The organism is Paenibacillus sp. 1011MAR3C5 (assembly GCF_003591485.1).
Taxonomy (GTDB): domain Bacteria; phylum Bacillota; class Bacilli; order Paenibacillales; family Paenibacillaceae; genus Pristimantibacillus.
In genome coordinates this window covers 663,120-684,220 of sequence record NZ_QZCF01000002.1, presented here as the reverse complement: position 1 = coordinate 684,220, position 21,101 = coordinate 663,120, and the positions used below count along the sequence as shown (strand labels likewise).

Genomic DNA, 21,101 nt, shown 5'->3' with positions numbered 1-21,101 from the left:
ATGATATCGTCACTTAGCCGCTTCAGTACGAAACGGGTTGCGCCATTCCATGATGACCGCATGATTAAGGGATTCTTCGTCTTCCAGGTAGTTCTTGGCAATACCAACCGGAACACGGCCGCAGCGCAGTAAGAATGAAATAACGGGGTCTGTCCATTCTCCTGCAAGCACCTTCTCAACATACTGCTGGGGAGTAGCTTCCTGCGACTTGGCCTGGTAACCCGGCATTCGGCCTCCGCCAAGCAAGCGCTCCAGACGCATCTGCACGACAGTCTCGTACATCGACTGCATGAGCCATTTGCCAATACCTGTCTTGCGATACGCCGGGATGACACAAATATCGACAACGTACAGCGTATTGCCATCCGGACGATGATTGCGGATATAACCGTTATCCGTCACGGCCTCCCAGCTATGGTCATGTCCATATTCACCGATATCGACAATAAGCCCGGTCATGGAGCCGACAATATTGCCGTCCACTTCAGCGCAGAGCGCCCCCTCGCGGAACCGGCCCACATGCTCGCCGAGCTGTTCCTTATTCCATAGCAGCTCTTCAGGAAAAGGCGGAGGGAAGCTAAGTCTCTGCGCTTCAATTAAGCCTTCATAGTCTCGCTCTGAATAATTACGGATGATAGCCTCAACAGGTTTTCCGTTATGCCATACATAAAGATGCTTGTTCATTCGCGAAGCTCCTCTCCGCCCTTAGCTCCAGTCCGGATACAGATCCGACCTTCTGTCCCTCCAGGTCATAACCGAGCCGTTCTTCCTGACTTCCTCAAGCAACGATAGATCAAGATCGCCTACAACGAGCATATCGTCATTGATAATACCTTCCGCAATGATCCCTGCAGGAGGGAATGGAATATCGTTCGGCGCGAGAATAGCGGCTTGGCCAAAGTTGGCGCGCATAAAGTCCACCTTGCGGAGGGCACCTACCGTTCCTGTCGTTACGACATAAATTTGATTTTCGATTGTTCTCGCATGACAACAGTAACGAACGCGATAGAAGCCATGTCGGTCATCCGTACAGGACGGGCAGAAGATTACGTCCGCTCCCTTCGCTCTCGCCATCCGCACGATCTCCGGAAACTCAATATCGTAACAGGTGAGCATCGCAATCGTGCCGAACGGCGTCTGGAATACCTCGACTCCATCACCCGGCGACATATCCCACTCCTCTACCTCTGTAGGAGTCAGATGAATCTTGTGCTGTACATCGATTCTTCCGTCAGGATGGAATAGATGGGCTGCATTGCGGCGTTTTCCGTCCTGCACTTCAACAACGTGTGTACCCCCGATAATATACATGCCGTATGTCTTGGACAGATCGGCAAACAACCGCTTGTAATCCTCCGTGTAATCAGGCAGCCTGCCGATCGGGAGCGCTTCGCCTTGTTCGTCTCCGATCGATAGCAGCTGCGTCGTCATAAATTCAGGGAAGAGCAGGAACTGAACGCCGTATTCCGACGCATTCCTGACATAGTGGGTAACTTGCTCTTCGAATTGCTGGAAACTCTGGATGTCGGCAAGCTTATATTGCACCGCCGCTACACGATACTTCATAGTAGGTCTCCCCCTGATCTTCATTATTTGCGTTGCTTGAACTGAAGTGTAATGGTTGTGCCAAGCTCTGGCAAGCTAAAAACGTCGATCTTGCCTTCATGCAGATCGACGATCCGCTTGGCAATCGAGAGGCCGAGACCAACACCGCCCGTCGAGCGGCTTCTGGCGCCGTCTACACGGTAGAAGCGTTCGAATAAATGCGGAATCTCCTTCTCCGGTATGCCCATGCCTTTATCCTTCACTTCGATCTTCACGATGTTCTTCATCAGCGTGATCGAGATATCAATCGGTTCCTTGGAATACTTGATCGCGTTGTCCAGCAGTATGACGAGCAGCTGGCGGATTTTGTCCTTATCGCCCATCATGCGGACAACTCTAGACAGCGCCTTCACGCGAATCGGCCGCTGGAAAGTCGTTTGCATCATCGTCGCAAGCTCGTCGACCACCTGCACCACATCGAACATCTCCAGCCTCAGCCAGTCCTCCTGCTCCGCTTCGGCAAGCGTAAGCATCGATTTGGTCAGATTTTGCAGCCGTGTCGCTTCCTTGGCGATCGCTTCGATCGCCTCATCACGCACGCTCTCGTCATCTCTTCCCCATCGCTTCAGCATGCCCGCATAGCTGCTGATGACCGTAAGCGGCGTCTTCAGCTCATGCGAAGCATCCGCTACGAATTGCTTCTGCCTCGCAAAAGTGCGGTCAAGCCGCTCAATCATTTGATTGAAGGCCCGGATCAACTGCTGCAGCTCGGCGGACTCTTCGCGGTTGCCCATATCGATCTGGCGAAGCTTGCCGCTCCGGTCGATCTCGCGCATCGTATTGACCATCTGCTGAATCGGCGCGGTTAGCCTTGAGGTGAACCAATACGTACCGAAGATGGCGAATAAAATCGCGCCGCCGCTCGTTACGCTGAGCGCTGCTACGAGCACCTGCAAATAATCATCCAGTTCATCCAGAATGCGCATCACTTCCAGCATGGCGATTACTTTGCCATTCTCGAATAGCGGCACCTGCATGAAGATGATTCTCTCTCCGCCTCTCGTAATCATACCGGAGTCGTGATAAGCCTTGAACTCCGCCGGAATTTCCAGCAGTGCCGTGTGAGTGGCCATGCCGGTGATATTCAGCACCCGGTTATTGGGCGCAATGATACGGACCATCTCGTTCATACTGCTGTACTCCTCCAGCAGCTCCGGAGAGCTTAGCCCGCGTCCGCTCTGGATTCGCGGATTCTCCAGCATGAGGTTGACCTTGGTCGAGATGACCTCTTCTTCGCTCTCTGTCGTAATTTTGATGACATAGAAGTAGACGAATATATTAAAGAAGATCAGAATTAATATAAGCCAAAAAATCGTAAAAAGCGTAAACCGTTTACGCAGCGTCATGCATCCGGCTCCTTTATCATGTAGCCTACGCCGCGTACCGTATGAATCAGCTTATGGCGATAGCCCTTGTCCAGCTTTTGGCGCAAATAACGGATATAGACATCGACGAGATTGGTCTCCCCGATAAAGTCGTAGCCCCATACTTCAGATAGGATATCCTCGCGAGACTTCTCTTCATTGCGATTCTCAACCAGATAGACGAGCAGCTCGAATTCGCGAGGCGTCAGCTCGATCAGCAGATCCTTTCGGAATACTTTGCGCGTACGCAGCTCAATTGTCAGATCGCCGAGCTTAATCAGATCGGAGCCTTCCGCTTCCTTCGGATACTGCTGGAAGATGCGCAGAATGTTCCTTACCCGCGCCAGCAGCTCCTCAACCGCGAACGGCTTCGTAATATAATCGTTTGCTCCGTGCTCGAAGCCGCTCACCTTGTCGGGAACCGTATCTCTTGCTGTAAGCAATATAATAGGAACTGGATTGCCGGCTTGCCGGATAAGACGAAGCACTTCAATACCGCTCATCTCCGGCAGCATCACATCCAGAAGCACAAGCTGCCATTCGCCGGAGGACGCCATCTCGTAGCCTTTGCGTCCGTCATGGGCTACACCTACCGTATAGCCCTCGTGTTCGAGCTCTAACTGTAATATGCGGGCGATCCCCGCTTCATCTTCAACGACAAGTATGCGTTCATTCATGAGTTTGGACCTTCCTTCTTGTTAGAATCCCAACAATATTATCATCATAAAGAAGGATATGTCCAATTGCAAGAGAACTAGCTATTCCCGTTGCCGTCCAAATGCCTGGTCAGCCTGTCGCATAGCGGAGTCAGCGCTTTGCCTAACCGATAGTCCAGTACTGTATTTTCTGTCATCCACTTATTGCTCCATAACGCATTCAGCACCGCATCCTGCGGCAGCAGCGGAATCGTGCATACCGGACGACTCGGGAAGAGCGACAGCCATTCCGTTCTGGCACGGAACCGCACATCTTTGTTGGCGACCCAATGCAGCGTCCCGCCGCTGTCCTTTAGCTTCTCATCAAGCTCAATCAGCCGCTGCACATGATCGACTTGCCACTTCGCAATAAAGGGATCACCGACAGCAATCACGTGCATTGATTCCATTAACCAATATAACGCGTCAGGCTCATGCCATTTGCTGGAGAAATCAATAATATTCATGTCGCTGCCGAACTGCCGGAGCTTCTGCTCGAATAGTCTGGAATCTTGTCCGTTTTGCGACAGCTGATGGGATGGCACGACGCACCAATGGATAGCATTGCTGTCCTTTTTCCTTCGATTGTAGAGCTCCTTATAGCTAATCAACCCGTTTTCATCAATGGAGTCCCGCTTGGATCTTGCGGGCAGCAGCTCAATCCACTCCGGCTGAACGCCGTAATATTCCGCAGCCGTGACTGAGCAGCCTCTGCGGCCGAGCATCGTCGACAATGTAATGGACAGCATCGTAGCGCCTGCTCCAGGGGACATGGAGATCACACTGACAAGCGCCGGTTTAATACGGTTCATATGCATATCCCAGCGCTTCGGGGCGTCATCCGATAATACGGCCTGAGAAGAAAAGGCTTTCAACGCTTGCTCCACGTCAAGCATAGACTGATAGCGATGTGCAGGCGTAGGCTGAAGCATTCGCTCCAGAACGGTGCCGAATGATGCAGGGAAATCCTTAGGCAAGTGCGGGATGATCGACCGGTAGCCACCGGAATCACCATCGTACGTCCGGACGCCGTTTGAAGCGATGTAATACAATAAAGCACCCAGACCGTAGATGTCCGTCCGAGCGTCGCTTTGTCTCCCGTCCCGCTGCTCCGGCGCCGCGAAGCCAAGCGTGCCAAGCTTCACCGTATCTCCGTGCTGTCCTTCCTTATATCTTCTGGATATGCCGAAATCGATCAGCTTAATGTTGCCTTTACGGTCGATCATCACATTAGACGGCTTCAAGTCGCGATGTATAATGGCAGAAGGACGTGAATGCAGATAGACTAGTGCCGAGCATAGCTGCAAGCCGATATGAATCAGCTCGGGAAACGTAAATCCGCTCATCGATTGATTCAACATGCTTGCAATCGTATTGCCGTCAACGTAGTCCATGATCAGCACTTCTCTTCCTCCGCCTTCCTGCGGCGGAAAATAGTCGGTGATGAGCGGCAAGTATGGATGGCTCAGTTTCATTAGCGTATGGGCTTCTTCCGAATAGATGCCTGATCCGATGCTGCTTGACGTTATTTTCATCGCGCGCACAGTGCCTTCAAGCTTCAAATCCTCTACTGCATAGACAATTCCCATGCCTCCTTGTCCAATCACGCGAATGACACGGTAACGTTCTTCGACTATCGTGCCATTCTTCAAAAGTTCGCTTCCTGCTTGATTGTTCATCATCTGTTAGTCTCCTTCTTCTCCCAAACGAAAAAAAGCATCACGAAATCACCTGCCCACGGCAGGTGTTTTTCGGGATGCTTTCCCATTTCATATATGGTTGGTTATGCCATAATTATAACATAGTTGAGATCGTTGCGAATAGAGCAACGATGACGAGCATGCCGCTCCCGCTACTCCTTGATGCGAAGATGCAAGGTAATCTCTTCTCTATTGTGGAAGAGCTGCTTGGCCTTCAGCACGGTAAACGCCGTGCCCAGCCGCTCCTTCACTTCCCTAATGGTCTGCAGCGGCTTGCGGTGCATAAGCTTAACGGTAACGATCGCAGTCGCTCCAGGAGTCAGCGCGTCCTTCAGATCCAGGACAAGCTTGCTCATCAGCATCGGACTCCAGCTCATGTCACAAACAAGCAGGTCAAAAGCTCTCTTGGGAAGCTTGGCATCGGACGCATTGCGCTTGATATGTGTAAGCGCCGGGCTTGCCAGCAGCGACGGATGCATGTCAGCGGGATCAATAGCCGTTACACGCAGACCGCGCTCCAGCAACAAGGATGTCCAGCCGCCGGGTGCAGCGCCTACGTCCAACGCTTGCCGGTAATCCATATACCGCAACCCGAATGCTCTCTCCGCTTCAAGCAGCTTGAACTTGGCTCTGGACACTTGTCCCTCTTCGCGCTGGAACCGTACGGCTCCCCCCGGCCAATCCGACAGCATGTCTTCCGGCGTGGCGAAACCGACATACAGCTTGTCCCCTGCTGCATACACAGAGATAATCATCTCAGGCTGCTGCACGACAGGCTCTGCTTCCAGTTCCTCCAGCACCGCATCCAGCAGCGCCTTTGTATCGGAAGCCGTGTAATGGAACGATGTTTTGGCATTTCTACGAATATGTACAGCCGTCCTCTTTTCTTCAAAAGCAAGACGGGCGTTGCGGATCATGTCCGCCAATCCCTGCAAATCAGACGCGCTTCCGTCAATATCCATTACCCGGTCGACCGGTTGGATATGGCGGAGGAAGATGGGCTCATCCCGATGAATAGCCGCGAGAGCTTCTGCTTGCTCCATTGTGCAATTCATGAGGAACACCTCTCCTGCGGCAAGCTGAGTGAAGCTTGCCCCCGGAATTAGTCTTCGAAGCTCCTCCATAGCGTAAGGAGCATAGGTTTGATTCGCTGTTCCGATCCATTGACTCACGATGGCTAAGCCTCTTTCATTATGATGTTATAGTATGCCGTATCTTAAGCGCTAACGACGTGCTGCCTCTGATACTTCGTCCAGCAGCATCTGAGGCATAGGACCTCCGAATAATTGTACATCCGCTGGAATATGCCCCGTAAGCGCATGGTACATTTGCTGCCTCCCTGGAGCGCTGGACGTATGCAAATAGATGCGCCGCGGATATTTCCCGGATTGAATCAGGTGATGCACAACTTCATATCCCGTAGGCTGGCCCCAGCCTAAGTCGTAGTCCAACGACAGAATATCGATCGTCTCCCCGTCGATAAGCTGCTTGCATTCCTCTGCTGACTTGGCAAGCACGAATCCATGTGGACATTTGCGGAAGTCATCCAGATATACGTGGATCATTCAGACCCTCCATCCGATTTGCTCACATTGTGAGTAAATCCTCATTCGCTTATTTCCTGACATTCCGTGCAAGCGAATGCTTTCCGGTTGCCCGCTGTGAGCTTCTTAACCGTCCCACCGCATCTTGCACAGGCTTGACCTTCCCGCTTGTAGACCTGGAAGCGCTCGGCGAACCCGCCCGTCAGCAAATCGCCTTCGAATAGCGGTATCTCGCCGGCTCCCCCATGGGAGATGGCATCGCGCAGCACACTGCCCATCGCTTGGTATAGTCTCTCCCAAGCGCCGGCATCCAGCGATTGAAGCTTTGCATCGGGCCGAATCTTAGCTGCAAACGCTATCTCGTCGGCATAAACCGGACCGATCCCGGAGATGAGCCCTTCATCCATTAGCGCAGTCTTGAGCGTGCTTCTCTTCTTCGCAAACCGCTCCACAAAGCGGGTTAGCGTCAGACGCTTGTCTAGCGGATCGATGCCGCGACCTTTCATGTATTCCTCAAGCCCTTTTACGGACATCAGCTTTATGTCTTCGCCTTGCAAGCCATAGAACGTGACATAACGCTCTCCAAAAGAAATCGTCACAGAGGCTTTCGCATCCTGCGGCTTGTCTCCGGTTCCACAATAAGCATAAGCATCATAAGGGATGTTCACTAGAAGGCGCTTGCCATTATCCAAATGGAAAACCAGATGCTGCGCTCTCCGTTCGACGAACCAGACGGTCGTCCCGACTACTTGACCGCTCAACTCTGTCTTGGCGGCCTCATCCATACCTTGGTGATGGATGGTTATTGCTGTTACTTGGGCGCCCGCATAACGTTCAGCCAGCATTGCCCGATAGATATCCAACTCCGGCAGTTCCTGCATCTAGGCTTAATCCTCCCTGCACATGCTGTTTGCACTTAGATTGCTTGCAATTTCTTGTCTCAAATCATCCAATGTATTGCATATTCGGTCAGGCCTGCAACCGGCAGCAGCCGTGAATTGTTCCACATTATCGGCATGGGTCAGACCCGTCAGGACGAGCACTGCCTTGCATCCTGCCGCAAGGCCGGCCGCTATATCCGTAGCTATATTATCCCCAACGACCCAGGTTTCCTCATGATGAACCCCAAGCCGCCTCAGGGAGTAGTCCATCAGAATAGATGAAGGCTTGCCGATGACAACAGGTTTCTCCCCGCTTGCCGCTTGCAGCATCGCTCCTATGGAACCAGCGCCCGGAATGAGGCCGTCCGAGGAGGGCAGCAGCAGATCGGGATTGGTCATTACATAAGCAGCGCCAGCCCGTATGTATCGAACCGCTCTCGCCATTCGCTCATAGCTCATGGACCGGTCGATTCCCTGTACGACAAAGTCGGGTTGTTCGTCATCCGTCAAGCGGCAGCCGGCTTCCTGCAGCGCGCTGCGCAAGCCAACCTCTCCGATGACGAAGACGGATGCTCCCGGCGCCTGATCGGCGATATAACCCGCAGTTGCCTGGGCGGATGTACATACATCCGATGCCTGAGCGGGTATGCCCATCGCCGACAAACGCCCGGCTACTTCTTCCGCAGAGGTTGATGAATTGTTCGTTACGAATTGATAAGGCAATTTGATTTCATTGATATATGCGATAAGGCGATCCGCCCCATCGATCCGACTGGTGCCGTGATACAGCGTCCCGTCCAAATCGATTAACAGTCCGCGCAAGCGGGCGTTCGTTTCACTCATGAGTCCATCCCTCTTCTATCCAGCTTCCGCCGCAGCCTGGCTACCCGATTGCGAAGGCTGTCCTGCTCCGATTGATGCTTGCGATTGCGCTGACCAAAGAGAGTAAGCCGCTCATGCCGCTCCAGAGCTCGCAGGGCATAAGCAAGCGCCGATTCCAGATCCTTCGTGCGGTGTTCATCATACATCGCAAGCTCAATACAGGCTTCAATCACATCCTCATGCGACTGGGTTCCGGCCTGCACAATGGCTTTCTGCCACAATAACACAGCCCGCCCCCAATTTCCAGCCTTCTTATCGCTTGCCGCCAGCATGAGAAGCGATGATGAAGCAGCTTTCTCATGCTGGATTGCCCGCTCGAACAGCAGCTCCGGCAATGCGCCCAATCCCATGCGATTGAGCCATAATCCTGTACGTACCAGTTCCTCCGCTTCCTCCGGATAAGGAATCCGTCTGAAGATCTGCTCCTGAAGCAGCCAGCCGAAGCGGATCGATAAGCAAGCGAGCGACAAAAGATCGCTTTCATTATGGCGGAATACACCTTCGAGCGGTGCTGGATCTCCGTCTCCTAAGTACTGGAAATAGAGTTGCGGCGCCAAGGAACCTGGCACATCATCCAATCGGGTAATGCCAAGCCGTTCCTCTTCAATATGGCTTAACTTGCATGAAACGAGCGTATTCCGCCAGATGGCGCGCGAAGGATGCAAGAAATCAAGATGCAGCGGTGACCAGTCTGCAAGTCTGATTGCATTCATGATCATGCGATTCTGAACAAGCGGCCAATCGAAAGTTTTACCATTATATGTGGCAAGATAAGTATAATTGCGAAGCTTTTTCTGCAAATCCGACAACATAGCGAACTCCTCGGCCGGATGCCGGATTAAGGTCTGCTCAACTACAAACGAATCGCCGCTCATATAGCCGATTCCAACCATGAACGGGACATTCCCCGCTCCAACGCCAAGTCCCGTCGTTTCCAAATCCAGATAAAGGATGGATTCAGGCGCGGGCTCGCCCGCCGCCGGATGAAAAGATGACAATCCGGCTGCCGCTTCCTTTAGTTCGCCAACAGTGTGCGTACCATGCCGATGATCGAGCGGTAAGACGGTTCTCCTCATTAAGTAAGAGCCTGCTTCATTGCGGCGAAGGGAAACTCCAAAAGCTGACCAGCCCGGATGCAGCCGGTCCTCGTCATCCGTCTCAACCGCAACAGGAATCGACCTGGCCGCAACTGTCGTATCGTCTTCTGTAGCTTGTGTTTCGCTTGCCGTCGCCCTTAACCGATTCATTCGGTCGCGCAAGCCGCTCATACCGCACCCGCTTCCAGGAGCAGTTCAAGCGCTTGCTGCTTGCCGAGCAGCCCCACCTCTTCAATTGGACCGACGCAAGCGGGACAGCCGCTGAGACAGCCGCAAGACGTAATCATCGATTTGGCGTGGGCAAGCAGCTCGTCATGCACCTCATACAATCGCTCGCTTAATCCGACGCCGCCGGGATAGCGGTCGTAGAAGTAGATTGTCGGACGCTGCGTATGCACCGCCTTTACCTGTGGAACAACGCGAATGTCAAACGGATCGCACATGAGATATAGAGGCGCGATATGCACCAGTACATTCGCAATGCCGAGCAGAGCGAACTGCATCTCGTTTTTGCTCTTGCGCGCCGCCGCTTCTTCGCTGAACGAGAACCAGTAGCCGCTCGTATGCAGCTCCTCTTCCGGCAGATGAATGGGTCCCGAGCCGATATTCTCATGGGAGCGCAAACGGATTTTTTTGAAAATCGTCGCTTTGGCATTGACCGTTACTTCACCGTATTGCCTGAGCAAGTCGCCAGTCTGCTTCTCTTTGTCCACATGAAGGACCTTAAGTTCAACGGCCAAGTTGGCGTCCGTATAATAGTCGACGTCCACTTGACGCACATAAGCTTTCTTCTCGGGATAATCGAGCTTCTCGACCTGGAACTGAACGCCTTCATGGATGTAGATCGCTTCCTCATGAATGAGCGTGGGCGCGCTGAAGCGATCCACCTCCCCAAGCACGCGGTTATCGTTCGTCATATCGACGATAATGAAATTTTCCTGTGCTGCGGAACGAAGTGAAATATTGTGTGCAGGGAATGACTGCTCCATCCAGAACCATCGGTCGCCCGCCTTGTGGAGCACCTTCTCCTCCACCAGAAATTCCATCATATCCGCCAGCGACTCCGACCCGAACGTCTCTCCCTCGCGGAATGGCAGCTCATAGGCCGCGCATTTCACATGATCGATCAGCACGAGCAGATTATCCGGATGGATCAGCGCCCGCTCCGGCGGATGGCTGAAGAAAAAGTCCGGATTCTGGATCATGTATTGATCTAAGGGGTTGCTGCTCGCAACGAGGAATGTCACCGAGCTCTCCATCCTCCGTCCGGCCCGTCCGGATTGCTGCCAGGTGCTTGCGATGGTGCCCGGATAGCCATTCAAGACGCAGGCTTGCAGTTGACCGATGTCGATGCCCAGCTCCAGGGCGTTCGTGCTGACTACCCCGCGAATTTCGCCCGTGCGAAGTCCCTTCTCAATCTCGCGCCGCAGCTTCGGCAAGTAGCCGCCTCGGTAGCCTCTAATCGTCTTGCCGTCCAGCTTGTCGCGGATGAGCTCTTGCAGATAAGTCAGAAGCAGCTCGACGCGAACGCGGCTTCTGGCGAATACGATCGTCTGAACGCCTTGCTTCAGCAGCATAGCTGCAAGCTTCTGCGTCTCCAGCACGCTGCTGCGGCGGATGCCAAGCTGCTTGTTGACAACAGGCGGATTGTAGAGCACAAAGTGTTTTTCGCCCATTGGCGCGCCATTGTTGTCCACAAGCTCGACACGCTCGCCGATCAGCCGCTCCGCATGCTCCTTCGGATTGTCAATGGTTGCAGATGCGCATATGAACTGAGGATTTGAACCATAGAATCGGCAGATCCGCTTCAGACGCCGAATGACGTTGGCGACGTGGCTGCCGAATATGCCTCGGTAAGCATGCACCTCATCAATGACAATATATTTGATATTCTCGAACAGCTTGACCCACTTGGTATGATGGGGCAGAATCGCGGAGTGCAGCATATCGGGATTTGTCACAACAATATGGCCGCTGTTGCGGATCGCCGTTCGCACCGTTGGAGGCGTATCTCCGTCGTAAGTGTGGGTTTTGATTCCGCTTTCCATCAGATCGGCCAGCACTTGCAGCTCCGCCACCTGATCCTGAGCCAGCGCCTTCGTCGGGAACAAGTAGAGCGCTCGTCCCTCCTCCTGCTGAAGCAGGCTCTGCACAACCGGCAAGTTGTAGCATAACGTCTTGCCTGAAGCTGTAGGTGTCACAGCGACGACGTGGCTGCCTCTTCTGACTGCCTCGTACGCAGCCGCTTGATGCGAATAGAGTCTCTCAATTCCGCGCTTCCGAAGCGCTTCCCGCCATGCGGGATGCAGATCATCCGGCAGCGGCGCGAACTTCGCCTCACGCGGAGGCAAGGTGCGCCAATGCGTCACATTTTCCATGACTGACTCGTTCGCCTTTAGCTGCCCAAGCCATTCCTCCAGATTCGCCGCTCTCCCCGTCCATCGATTCATTGCCTTCACTCCTCTGCCCAGCCAAGCTTGTCTTCTATGTAAATAATCAACTTCGTCCATTCGTAGATTCGATCTTTATTGTACAGAATACATGTTCGCTCGGCAATGTCATTTTCAGGACTTTGTCCTTCCCGCTGCCGTTAACGCTCGTGAACACGAGGAATCTCCACCATGCTTAGGTCGGTAGCGGCGATGACCTGCGGGAAGACAGCAGCTGCTTCCTCAACGAGCTTAGACAGCTCTTCATTGCTGTATCTGCCGCTGAAATGTGTCATGGCGACCTTTTTGGCTCCAGCCCTTACTGCCGTCTGCGCAGCTTCCACCGTTGTACAATGGCCGAATTCATGCGCCTTCTCCTCCAGTCCTGCGGCAAAGGTCGCCTCATGTACGATCAGATCGGCATTGCGGCTGAGCGTCTCCGCCATCTCGCAAGGGCTGGTATCGCCAAGAACCGTTACAATCCGTCCTCGCAAGACGCCGTCCGTTACAGCTTCCGGCGTGATGAGCGTACCATCCTCCAGCGTGATGGAATGCCCGGATTTGAGCTGGCCGAACAATGGCCCGGATTTGACGCCTAAGCTGCGCAGCTTATCCGCCATGAGTGGTCCTCGCTTATCTCGCTCCTCTACTCGATAGCCGAGGCATGGCACGCGATGGACCAGCGGACCTGCTTCTACCCGGAAACGCTCATCCTTGTAGATGGATGCTTGTTGTTCGTCCAGCTCGTGAATGATGAGCTCATAATCCAGAACGGTGGCTGTGAGCGAAAATACGGTTTCGATATATGACTTCAGTCCGGCAGGCCCGAACATGGTCAGCGGCGTCACGCCGCCGTCGAACGATCTGCTGCTCAGAAGACCCGGCAATCCGTATAGATGGTCGCCATGAAGATGGGTAATAAAGATCTTCTCGAGCTTGCTCAGCTTTAGCGGCACATGCATGAGCTGGTGCTGCGTCGCTTCTCCGCAATCGAACAGCCACCACCCCGTCTCCGGCTCAGGCAGCTGAAGCGCGATAGCGGTCACATTGCGATGTTTGTTTGGCCGTCCGGCCCCCGTACCCAGAAACCACATTTTCATCGTTCAGCCCTCGCTTTATTTCATTTTTTATATGTACTGTACCGATCTGTAATGAGAAAGGAGCCCTCCGCCTTCGGATTGCGGAATCCGAATACGAAAGGCTCGTACTTGATACGGTTATACCTTCTCTACGTTAAAGTATTGCGCTTCCGGATGGGCGAATACCATAGCCGATACCGAAGCTTCCGGTTCCATCATAAAACCTTCTGTCAGCTCTACGCCGATATCTTCCGGCTTCATCAGCTCGAATAGCGGGCCTTGATCCTCCAGATTCGGACATGCCGGATAGCCGAACGATACGCGAATGCCCTTATATCGCGCTCCGTGGCGCTGCTTCATCGTCATCTCCGGCGGATCAGGATAGCCGCATAGATCGCGCATCCGGTGATGGATACGCTCAGCCAAACCTTCCGCAACCTCCAGTGCAACTGATTGAAGAGCATGGGAGCGCAAATAATCGCCTTTATCCTTCCAATCATTTGCCAGATCGCGAATGCCCTGTCCCGCCGTTACGACGAGGAAGCCCACATAATCCATCACACCGCTGTCAACCGACTTCAAGAAGTCCGCCAAGCAGAGATAAGGCTCTACATGCTGACGAGGGAAGGTGAATCGCTTAATTTCCTTGCCAGGCTGCTCAGGGTCATAGATGATAACATCATTGCCTGATGATTGGGCCGGGAAGAAGCGGTACATGGCATTGGCTTTCAAATACCCCTCCGCACTGCCCTCCTTCAAGATTTCATCCACGGTTTCTTTCAAGTGCAGCGCCTTCTCATTGCCCTCGGCAAGCAGCTTCTCAACAGTGCCTTTCAGCCCAAGGTGATGGCCTAACAGCATCTGCATATTGACGTAAGGCACGATATGCGGGATCGGCACATCTCTCATAATGTGGCGTTCCAAATCCGGCGGCGCGAATACGGGCGCGTTCGGATCAATCTTTGAGCGGACTGCGCGCGTCAACTGCGGCATAGGCTTCACTTCTTCTTCCAATGCTGCCCCTGCGGCCTTGAACGCTGCAAGCTCTTCCTCCAGCTTCTGCCGATGCTCAGGGTCCATAAGCCTGTTGGCAATATCGAGCCCGTCCATTGCATCCTTCGCATACAGCACAAGACCGTCATATTCCGGGCCAATTCTTGTCTTCGTGAATTTCCGCGTTAGCGCGGCGCCGCCGACGAGAATCGGAGCGTCTATGCCGGCAGTGCGCAAGTCCTGCGCTGTGATGACCATTTGCTGAGCCGATTTCACAAGCAGACCGGACAATCCGATTGCGTCCGCTTTTTCGTTGCGATACGCTTCAATCAGTTGCTCAGGCGGTACTTTAATGCCGAGATTAATGATTTTATAACCGTTGTTGGAAAGGATGATCTCAACTAGGTTTTTGCCGATATCATGAACGTCACCTTTGACGGTAGCAAGAATAATCTTGCCTTTGACCGCCGATTCCGACTTCTCCATGAACTGCTCCAGATGGGTCACGGATGCCTTCATCACTTCTGCGCTTTGCAAAACTTCAGCTACGATCAGCTCGTTGTTGTTGAACAGCCGGCCGACCTCTTCCATCCCTCTCATGAGCGGTCCGTTAATGACTTCAAGCGCCGCGTATTTCTTAAGCGCTTCGTCCAGATCCGGGATCAAGCCTTCCTTCGTTCCTTCTACGACGTAAGAAGCCAAGCGCTCCTCCAGCGTCAGGTTCGAAAGCTTCTCTTTCTTCTCAACCTTCTTATTGCGGAACGCCGCGACGAATGCAGCTAGTGTGTCGTCGTTCGTATTGTAGATTAATGCTTCCGCAAGCTTGCGTTCTTCCTCCGGAATAGAGGCGTATCTCTCCAGTTTCTCCGTATTGACGATCGCGTAGTCCAATCCCGCTTTGGTCGCATGGTACAGATAAACGGAGTTAAGCACCTCGCGTCCGGCATCCGGCAAGCCGAAGGAGATGTTGCTAAGACCCAGAATCGTCTTCGTCTTCGGATACTTCTCCTTAATCATACGAATGCCTTCCAGCGTCTCAACCGCCGAACCAATATATTGCGGATCGCCGGAGCCGACCGGGAACATGTTAGGGTCGAATATAATATCCGCCGGATTAAGGCCGTATTTCTCCACCAGCAGGTTGTAGGAGCGATCCGCTACTTCCAGCTTCGCTTCGCGAGATACGGCTTGACCCCGCTCGTCGATCAGGATCATGACAACCGCAGCGCCGTAGCGGTGGATCAGCGGCACGATTTTCTCGAATTTCGATTCGCCATCCTCCAGGTTGATGGAGTTGATAATCGCTTTGCCTTGCGAATATTTGAGACCCAGCTCAATAATATGATCATAGGTGGAATCAAGCATAATGGGCGCTTTGATCTTCTTCACGACTTGCGGAAGGAAGTTATGGACGGCATACGCCTCGTCGATATCGGTATCCTGCAGGTTGATGTCAATGACATGCGCCCCGCCCTTCACCTGAGATCTGGCTATTTCGGATGCTTCATCGAACTTCTCTTCTTTAATTAGACGCTTGAACTTGCGCGACCCGGATATGTTGGTTCGCTCGCCAATCATAATAGGGCGATTATCCGCTTCGATAAATACGGTATCAATTCCGGATACCGCGTCGGAATGCTCGCCAAGCTTCGTTCTCGGGGCAAACTTCGCCATCGTCTCCGCCATAGCGCGAATATGCTCAGGCGTTGTGCCGCAGCAGCCGCCCGCAATGTTCAGCCACCCTTGCTCCGCAAAGGCGGACATCTTCATCGCAAGCGATTCCGGCGATTCGTGATAGTTGCCGTTCTCATCCGGCAAACCGGCATTCGGATAACAGCTTACTGCTGCGCTCGCAATCTCGCTAAGCGTCCGGATATGGTCGCGCATAAATTCAGGGCCTGTCGCACAGTTCAGACCGATGGAAATCGGCTTCAAATGCTCTAATGAAATATAGAAGGATTCAATCGACTGGCCGGCAAGCGTCGTCCCCATTGGTTCAATCGTGCCGGAGATCATAATTGGCAATTCACGGCCGAGTGTCTCAAAGGCGTTGCGAATACCGATGCTGCCGGCTTTCACGTTCAGTGTGTCTTGGGATGTCTCAAGCAAGAGAGCGTCTACATCGGCTTCAATGAGCGCAAGCGCCTGTTCGTAGTAGCTGTCAACCAGCTCGTCGAACGTTACGCCGCCCGTTACGGACAATGTCTTAGTCGTCGGTCCAAGCGCTCCCGCTACAAATCTTGGTTTCTCAGGCGTGCTGTATTTGTCAGCCGCTTCGCGCGCCAGCTTGGCAGCCGCCAGATTAATCTCACGCGCCTTCTCTGGAATGTCGTAGTCGGCCAGAACCACGCTGGTAGCGCCAAATGTATTGGTCTCCAGAATATCGGCCCCTGCTTCCAGGTATTGCTCATGTATTAATGAAATGACATCAGGTCTCGTCAGCACGAGCATTTCGTTACAGCCATCCAGCTCAGCGCCGCCGAAATCGTCTTCCGTCAAATTCGCTTGCTGAATCATGGTGCCCATTGCGCCATCCAGAATGAGGATACGCTCCTTGAGCAATTGTTCTAATTTCTGTCTCGACAATGTGCTACACCCTTCCCAAAATCATTACCAAATAGTTTAACAGAATCACCTTATACTGAAAAGGAACTTCCATCGACAATCGCTTTGAATTGAATTATAATCATTATATCATTTAATTTCTATTGGAAAAGAGGGAATGGTATGGCTGAAATTCGCATTCGCAATACAGAGGAACGGATTAAAGGAGAAGAAAACGTTCGCGCTTTTCTGGACAGCCAAGAGGTGCTGTACGAGCATTGGGATCCAAGCAAGCTATCCGAGGAGCTGCAAGATAAATTTGTGCTGTCCGATGAAGAGAAAGCTGCAATTCTAAAAACGTATGAAACAGAAATTAGCGACCTTGCCGCGCGCCGCGGTTACAGAACTTGGGACATCATCTCCCTGTCTGACGCAACTCCTAATCTTGACGAGCTGCTGAAGAAATTCGAGAATGTCCATACGCACACAGAAGATGAAGTTCGTGCCATTACAGCAGGACGCGGTATCTTCATCATTAAAGGAACTGACGATGTCGGTTACTTCGATGTTGAGCTGGAAGCTGGCGACGTTATCTCCGTACCGGAGCATAAAGCGCATTTCTTCACGCTTATGGAAAATCGCCAAATCGTAGCCGTTCGCCTCTTTATCGAGACGGAAGGCTGGATCGCCCATCCTTACGCAGATCCGACGTTTTCGAAGTAAGACTGTATGAGAATAAAGCTGCAAGCCCCTCCCGGCCAAACCGACCGGTAAGGGGCTTGTTTTTGTGCCTGAAGTTTTTACAATTTAAAACGATTATTGTTCCAGAATCTGGAGCAGCTCTTCCAGGTTCGCAATTTCATACGTAGGAACAATCTCATCGTTGCGCACCATGCCGTGGCGGTTAATCCAGACGGATGTCATGCCAATCGTGTTCGCTCCAAGGATGTCCGTCGTCAGCTTGTCTCCCACCATGATGCCATGATCGGGTTCGATGCCGAGCTTCTCCAGCGCATGCTTGAAGATCGACGCCGCTGGCTTCCCTTCGCCGAACTGTCCTGAGATGATAATATGATCAAAGTAAGGAATAAGTGCCGGCACACCGTCCAATTTCTCTTTCTGAAGATCAGGAGAGCCATTTGTAAGCAGCAGCAGCTTATATTTGCTCTTCAGCTTGTCAAGGACAGCAAACGTTTCGTCGTAGACGATGGGACGCTTGCGTCTCTCCGCCGGGAATTGCTCAGCCAGCTTGGCGCCAAGCTCCCGATCGTCGACACCCAGCGCCTTTAGCCCGCGCGTCCAGGCTTCTCTCCGGTAATTCGGCGCAAGCTGCTGAAGCTTGCGGAATTCTTCTTGCTCGCCTTCCGCAAAGTTTGCCCACAATCCTTCGAACGGATTGATACCAATCATCTTTGTGAAAGGAAATGTCTCATAGGATTCATACAGCTCTCTTGCTTCCTTGCGTACAGCCGCTTCCAGCTCGCCGATATCGACGCCTGTCGCCTCTGCCCCCGCTCTGCAAGTTGCCTCGAATGCTTCCTTTACACTGCGGTCATCCCATAATAGCGTGTCATCCAGATCAAATAATACCGCCTGTTTGGCCATGATGGTCTCTACTCCCCCACGAATCTATTATTTTTCGTCAAATGCAATGCCATGCGTACCCGCGAATGTTTTCAGCTTTGCTGCCATCTCGTCCGTCTTGAAACGGTTGAGCAAGCGAGAATAGGTCCAGCTGGCGCCCTTCTGCGGCATAATCGTGACGTATCCGTCTTGTACCCGAATGCCTTTAATATCGGCAACATTCAGACGCTTGTCCCCTGTAAAACGGCGCGACTGCACATAATCCTTGCCGATCGTCAAATAAGGCTTGCGGAGGAAAAACAATGCCGCCAAAATGATATAGCAAGCTACGGTCACCCAATACATGGTGGTCGCCTCGAACTTAGGGTCGCCTTGCATGACAAAGCTGTACATCCCTACAAAAATCAACAGCAAAATCGGAAATACATAGTTGCGTCCTGAATAACGATCCTTTTTCTCCGCATTAAATACGACCGGCGCTCCGCCACTTTTTTTGCGGACCTTATTGATCTTGCTCATGTTTTTACGTACTTTGCGTTCCCATGACCGTGACAAGGTTAGTTCCTCCTAATGCTTAATGTTGTTGTCCTCTTCGTCTTCGACGTATTTAATCGAATCGAGCTGCTGCTTGAAGTTGCTTTTGAAGTTGTTCAAATAACGCTGCCTCAATTCGTCGCGCTCTTTCGTTTCCTCGTCCGTTAAGCCAACCGTTTTATTTTTGCGGGAAAGCTCGTTAATACGTGCGATCAATTTATCGATATCCATGTGTTTCAACTCCCCTCTAGCTGTAAACATTGCATTCCTTACCGTGACAATACGAACCGTTATGATCAAGGTTACAGGAATTGTTCATTTTTGAACTCAACTCTACTAGTATACCAGAAAATGAGACAAAAAAAGAGCGCTATAACCCAAAGGTTGCAGCGCTTCTTGCACTTCTTCTATTATAGATCCGGAATGATCAGCTGTTGCCCCGGAATAATCAAGGAATCAGTCAAATTGTTGCGGTTCTTAATCGTATAGACAAGATACCGGACATCATCATGCTTCTCCGCATATCGTCTCGCAATCGACCACAAGGAATCGCCGCTTCCGACTGTCACTACCTGCTCTTGCTCCGTTGGCTCCACCGTGCCTGATGCCTTTGTTCCCATTAGCATAAAGCTTGTAAAGAGCAGCACAGCTACCAATAAGCTTGCCACGATCCGCATGCCATTCGCCTTGATCCAGCCGCTAATGACACTTATGTATGTCGTATTCTTGGATGTGTCAGGTTCCATGTGGATGGAACGGTATGAAGAAGGATTCATTATCATCATAATCAGCACCCCAAACATTTGTTCTGTTCTCAGAATAACACGAACAAATGTTCCAGTCAATAGAAAAATACGAACCCTTGTGCTTGAGAACTTATGTTTGTACGAACTGCGGTTCTGTGTTATAATTTGACACAATAAGATGAATGGAGATGATGTACGTGTCGAAGCTGTCCAAACGGCAACATTCGATTCTTGAATTTATCAAGCAGGAAGTTCGGGATAAGGGTTACCCGCCCTCCGTTCGGGAAATCGCAGAAGCCGTTGGCCTGCTGTCCAGTTCCACCGTTCACGGCCATCTGGACAGGCTGGAGAAGAAAGGCTTCATCCGCCGCGACCCAACCAAGCCTCGCGCTATAGAGATTCTGAATCAAGACGATAATGACAATGACAATGTCATTCCGTTTCCAGTCGCGCAAGTGCCGATCGTGGGTAAGGTTACGGCCGGCATTCCGATTACGGCTACGGAGAACATAGAGGATTATTTCCCCCTTCCTTCCCATTATGTCGGGGACAGCAAAGTCTTTATTCTTAACGTTATCGGCGAGAGCATGATTGAAGCAGGCATACATAATGGCGACTACGTCATCGTACGCCAGCAGCAGACGGCCAACAACGGCGAGATCGTCGTTGCGATGACAGAGGATGACGAGGCAACCGTCAAGACATTCTACAAGGAGAAGGATCATATCCGTCTCCAGCCGGAGAACGCTACGATGGAGCCAATCCGTCTGAAGAACGTCACGATTCTCGGCAAGGTCATCGGATTGTTCCGCGATATCCATTAATAATAGCAAGAAGGCTGCTCGCATGATTTTCATTCATGTCAGCAGCCTTTTTTGATCACAGACATCTTGTTCAACAATAGAATCACTATAAAATCCATCCATTCCTTCATCGCGGCTAGCTTCCTGCCGATATAGCTAGTAGGAGGTGTATAACTTGGATATTGGCGCATTATCGATCGCATTAAGCCAATCAAGGCTCGCTCAATCCGTAGGCATCAAGATGCTTAGCATCGCCAAAGGTCAAGCCGAGCAGCAAGGGCAACAGCTGACAGACATGATTGGCAAGAGCCTCGACCCTAATCTTGGTCAAACCCTGGATCTTCGAGCGTAATGATTCAACCCGCGATTATCGCGGGTTTTTATTTTACATGGCTGCCAAGTCTCCTACGCTTTCCACACATGTCTGGAAATCTCCACATCCACTACGTTATCCTCGTTAAATATACGCATAGCCCCTGCCGAGTAGCAATACGCTTTGAACTGTTTGCCTTTCACCGAAATGATGCGCACATCACGAATCGACACGTTTTTCTTCCTGTCAATATATATAAGCTGCACGACCTTGCCCATATAGCTCTCCATGCTAATCACCACCCGATC

Annotated in this window: 21 protein-coding genes; 3 read left to right on the top strand and 18 right to left on the bottom strand. The window is 52.0% G+C overall.

Annotation, left to right across the window (positions count from 1 at the left end; genetic code table 11):
- Nucleotides 1-9: 9 nt before the first annotated feature.
- The 13 genes from D3P07_RS08200 to metH all read right to left on the bottom strand — a co-directional run bounded on the left by D3P07_RS08200 (nt 10) and on the right by metH (nt 16,795).
- On the bottom strand, nt 10-684 hold the full coding sequence (locus tag D3P07_RS08200; RefSeq protein WP_119799693.1) for a GNAT family N-acetyltransferase: 675 nt from the start codon (nt 682-684) through the stop codon (nt 10-12).
- A gap of 21 nt (nt 685-705) precedes the next feature.
- Nucleotides 706-1,566, bottom strand: coding sequence for a carbon-nitrogen hydrolase family protein (locus tag D3P07_RS08195; RefSeq protein ID WP_119799692.1), 861 nt, complete (start codon nt 1,564-1,566; stop codon nt 706-708).
- 23 nt (nt 1,567-1,589) lie between these two features.
- Nucleotides 1,590-2,951, bottom strand: coding sequence for a sensor histidine kinase (locus tag D3P07_RS08190; protein WP_119799691.1), 1,362 nt, complete (start codon nt 2,949-2,951; stop codon nt 1,590-1,592).
- On the bottom strand, nt 2,948-3,646 hold the full coding sequence (locus D3P07_RS08185) for a response regulator transcription factor (protein WP_119799690.1): 699 nt from the start codon (nt 3,644-3,646) through the stop codon (nt 2,948-2,950). The genes D3P07_RS08190 and D3P07_RS08185 overlap by 4 nt, the downstream gene beginning before the upstream one ends.
- A gap of 77 nt (nt 3,647-3,723) precedes the next feature.
- Nucleotides 3,724-5,346 carry a serine/threonine protein kinase gene (locus D3P07_RS08180; RefSeq protein WP_119799689.1) on the bottom strand — a complete coding sequence of 541 codons (1,623 nt, stop codon included), beginning with the start codon at nt 5,344-5,346 and terminating at the stop codon, nt 3,724-3,726.
- Nucleotides 5,347-5,516: 170 nt separating this feature from the next.
- Nucleotides 5,517-6,536, bottom strand: a complete 1,020-nt coding sequence (locus D3P07_RS08175; RefSeq protein ID WP_182914224.1) for an SAM-dependent methyltransferase — start codon at nt 6,534-6,536, stop codon at nt 5,517-5,519.
- A 51-nt stretch (nt 6,537-6,587) separates the two neighbouring features.
- Nucleotides 6,588-6,929, bottom strand: coding sequence for a cyclic-phosphate processing receiver domain-containing protein (locus D3P07_RS08170; protein ID WP_119799688.1), 342 nt, complete (start codon nt 6,927-6,929; stop codon nt 6,588-6,590).
- Nucleotides 6,930-6,970: 41 nt separating this feature from the next.
- Entirely contained in the window at nt 6,971-7,789 is an 819-nt protein-coding gene (locus D3P07_RS08165) for an Fpg/Nei family DNA glycosylase (protein ID WP_119799687.1), read from the bottom strand.
- A 6-nt stretch (nt 7,790-7,795) separates the two neighbouring features.
- Nucleotides 7,796-8,632 carry a TIGR01457 family HAD-type hydrolase gene (locus D3P07_RS08160; RefSeq protein ID WP_119799686.1) on the bottom strand — a complete coding sequence of 279 codons (837 nt, stop codon included), beginning with the start codon at nt 8,630-8,632 and terminating at the stop codon, nt 7,796-7,798.
- The gene (locus D3P07_RS08155; protein ID WP_119799685.1) at nt 8,629-9,939 is read right to left on the bottom strand and encodes a ribonuclease H-like domain-containing protein; all 1,311 of its coding nucleotides are present in this window, start codon (nt 9,937-9,939) and stop codon (nt 8,629-8,631) included. Before D3P07_RS08155 ends, D3P07_RS08160 begins: the two co-directional genes overlap by 4 nt.
- Nucleotides 9,936-12,218 carry a DEAD/DEAH box helicase gene (locus D3P07_RS08150; RefSeq protein ID WP_119799684.1) on the bottom strand — a complete coding sequence of 761 codons (2,283 nt, stop codon included), beginning with the start codon at nt 12,216-12,218 and terminating at the stop codon, nt 9,936-9,938. Before D3P07_RS08150 ends, D3P07_RS08155 begins: the two co-directional genes overlap by 4 nt.
- 140 nt (nt 12,219-12,358) lie before the next feature.
- On the bottom strand, nt 12,359-13,297 hold the full coding sequence (gene rnz / locus D3P07_RS08145) for a ribonuclease Z (protein WP_119799683.1): 939 nt from the start codon (nt 13,295-13,297) through the stop codon (nt 12,359-12,361).
- Nucleotides 13,298-13,414: 117 nt separating this feature from the next.
- Complete coding sequence (gene metH, locus D3P07_RS08140) at nt 13,415-16,795, bottom strand: methionine synthase (protein WP_397334565.1); 3,381 nt, start codon at nt 16,793-16,795, stop codon at nt 13,415-13,417.
- Between the two features lie 201 nt (nt 16,796-16,996).
- Between metH and D3P07_RS08135 the strand changes: the two genes are divergently transcribed.
- A complete protein-coding gene (locus tag D3P07_RS08135) occupies nt 16,997-17,536 on the top strand; it encodes a 1,2-dihydroxy-3-keto-5-methylthiopentene dioxygenase (RefSeq protein ID WP_119799681.1) in 540 nt (179 codons plus the stop codon).
- A gap of 93 nt (nt 17,537-17,629) precedes the next feature.
- On the opposite strand, the gene D3P07_RS08130 is transcribed toward D3P07_RS08135, so the two are convergent.
- From D3P07_RS08130 to yneA, 4 genes are all read right to left on the bottom strand, one after another.
- Complete coding sequence (locus D3P07_RS08130; RefSeq protein WP_119799680.1) at nt 17,630-18,418, bottom strand: HAD family hydrolase; 789 nt, start codon at nt 18,416-18,418, stop codon at nt 17,630-17,632.
- 27 nt (nt 18,419-18,445) lie between these two features.
- Nucleotides 18,446-18,952 (bottom strand): hypothetical protein, encoded by a 507-nt coding sequence (locus tag D3P07_RS08125; protein ID WP_119799679.1) that lies wholly within the window; start codon nt 18,950-18,952, stop codon nt 18,446-18,448.
- A 12-nt stretch (nt 18,953-18,964) separates the two neighbouring features.
- A complete protein-coding gene (locus D3P07_RS08120) occupies nt 18,965-19,162 on the bottom strand; it encodes a DUF896 domain-containing protein (RefSeq protein ID WP_119799678.1) in 198 nt (65 codons plus the stop codon).
- A 179-nt stretch (nt 19,163-19,341) separates the two neighbouring features.
- A complete protein-coding gene (gene yneA, locus D3P07_RS08115) occupies nt 19,342-19,716 on the bottom strand; it encodes a cell division suppressor protein YneA (RefSeq protein WP_182914223.1) in 375 nt (124 codons plus the stop codon).
- Between the two features lie 158 nt (nt 19,717-19,874).
- Here yneA and lexA point away from each other — a divergent pair, with 158 nt between their 5' ends.
- Nucleotides 19,875-20,501, top strand: a complete 627-nt coding sequence (gene lexA / locus D3P07_RS08110; protein ID WP_119800011.1) for a transcriptional repressor LexA — start codon at nt 19,875-19,877, stop codon at nt 20,499-20,501.
- Nucleotides 20,502-20,655: 154 nt separating this feature from the next.
- Complete coding sequence (locus D3P07_RS08105; RefSeq protein ID WP_119799676.1) at nt 20,656-20,832, top strand: YjfB family protein; 177 nt, start codon at nt 20,656-20,658, stop codon at nt 20,830-20,832.
- A 53-nt stretch (nt 20,833-20,885) separates the two neighbouring features.
- On the opposite strand, the gene D3P07_RS08100 is transcribed toward D3P07_RS08105, so the two are convergent.
- Nucleotides 20,886-21,083, bottom strand: coding sequence for a hypothetical protein (locus D3P07_RS08100; RefSeq protein WP_119799675.1), 198 nt, complete (start codon nt 21,081-21,083; stop codon nt 20,886-20,888).
- Between the last annotated feature and the right edge of the window lie 18 nt (nt 21,084-21,101).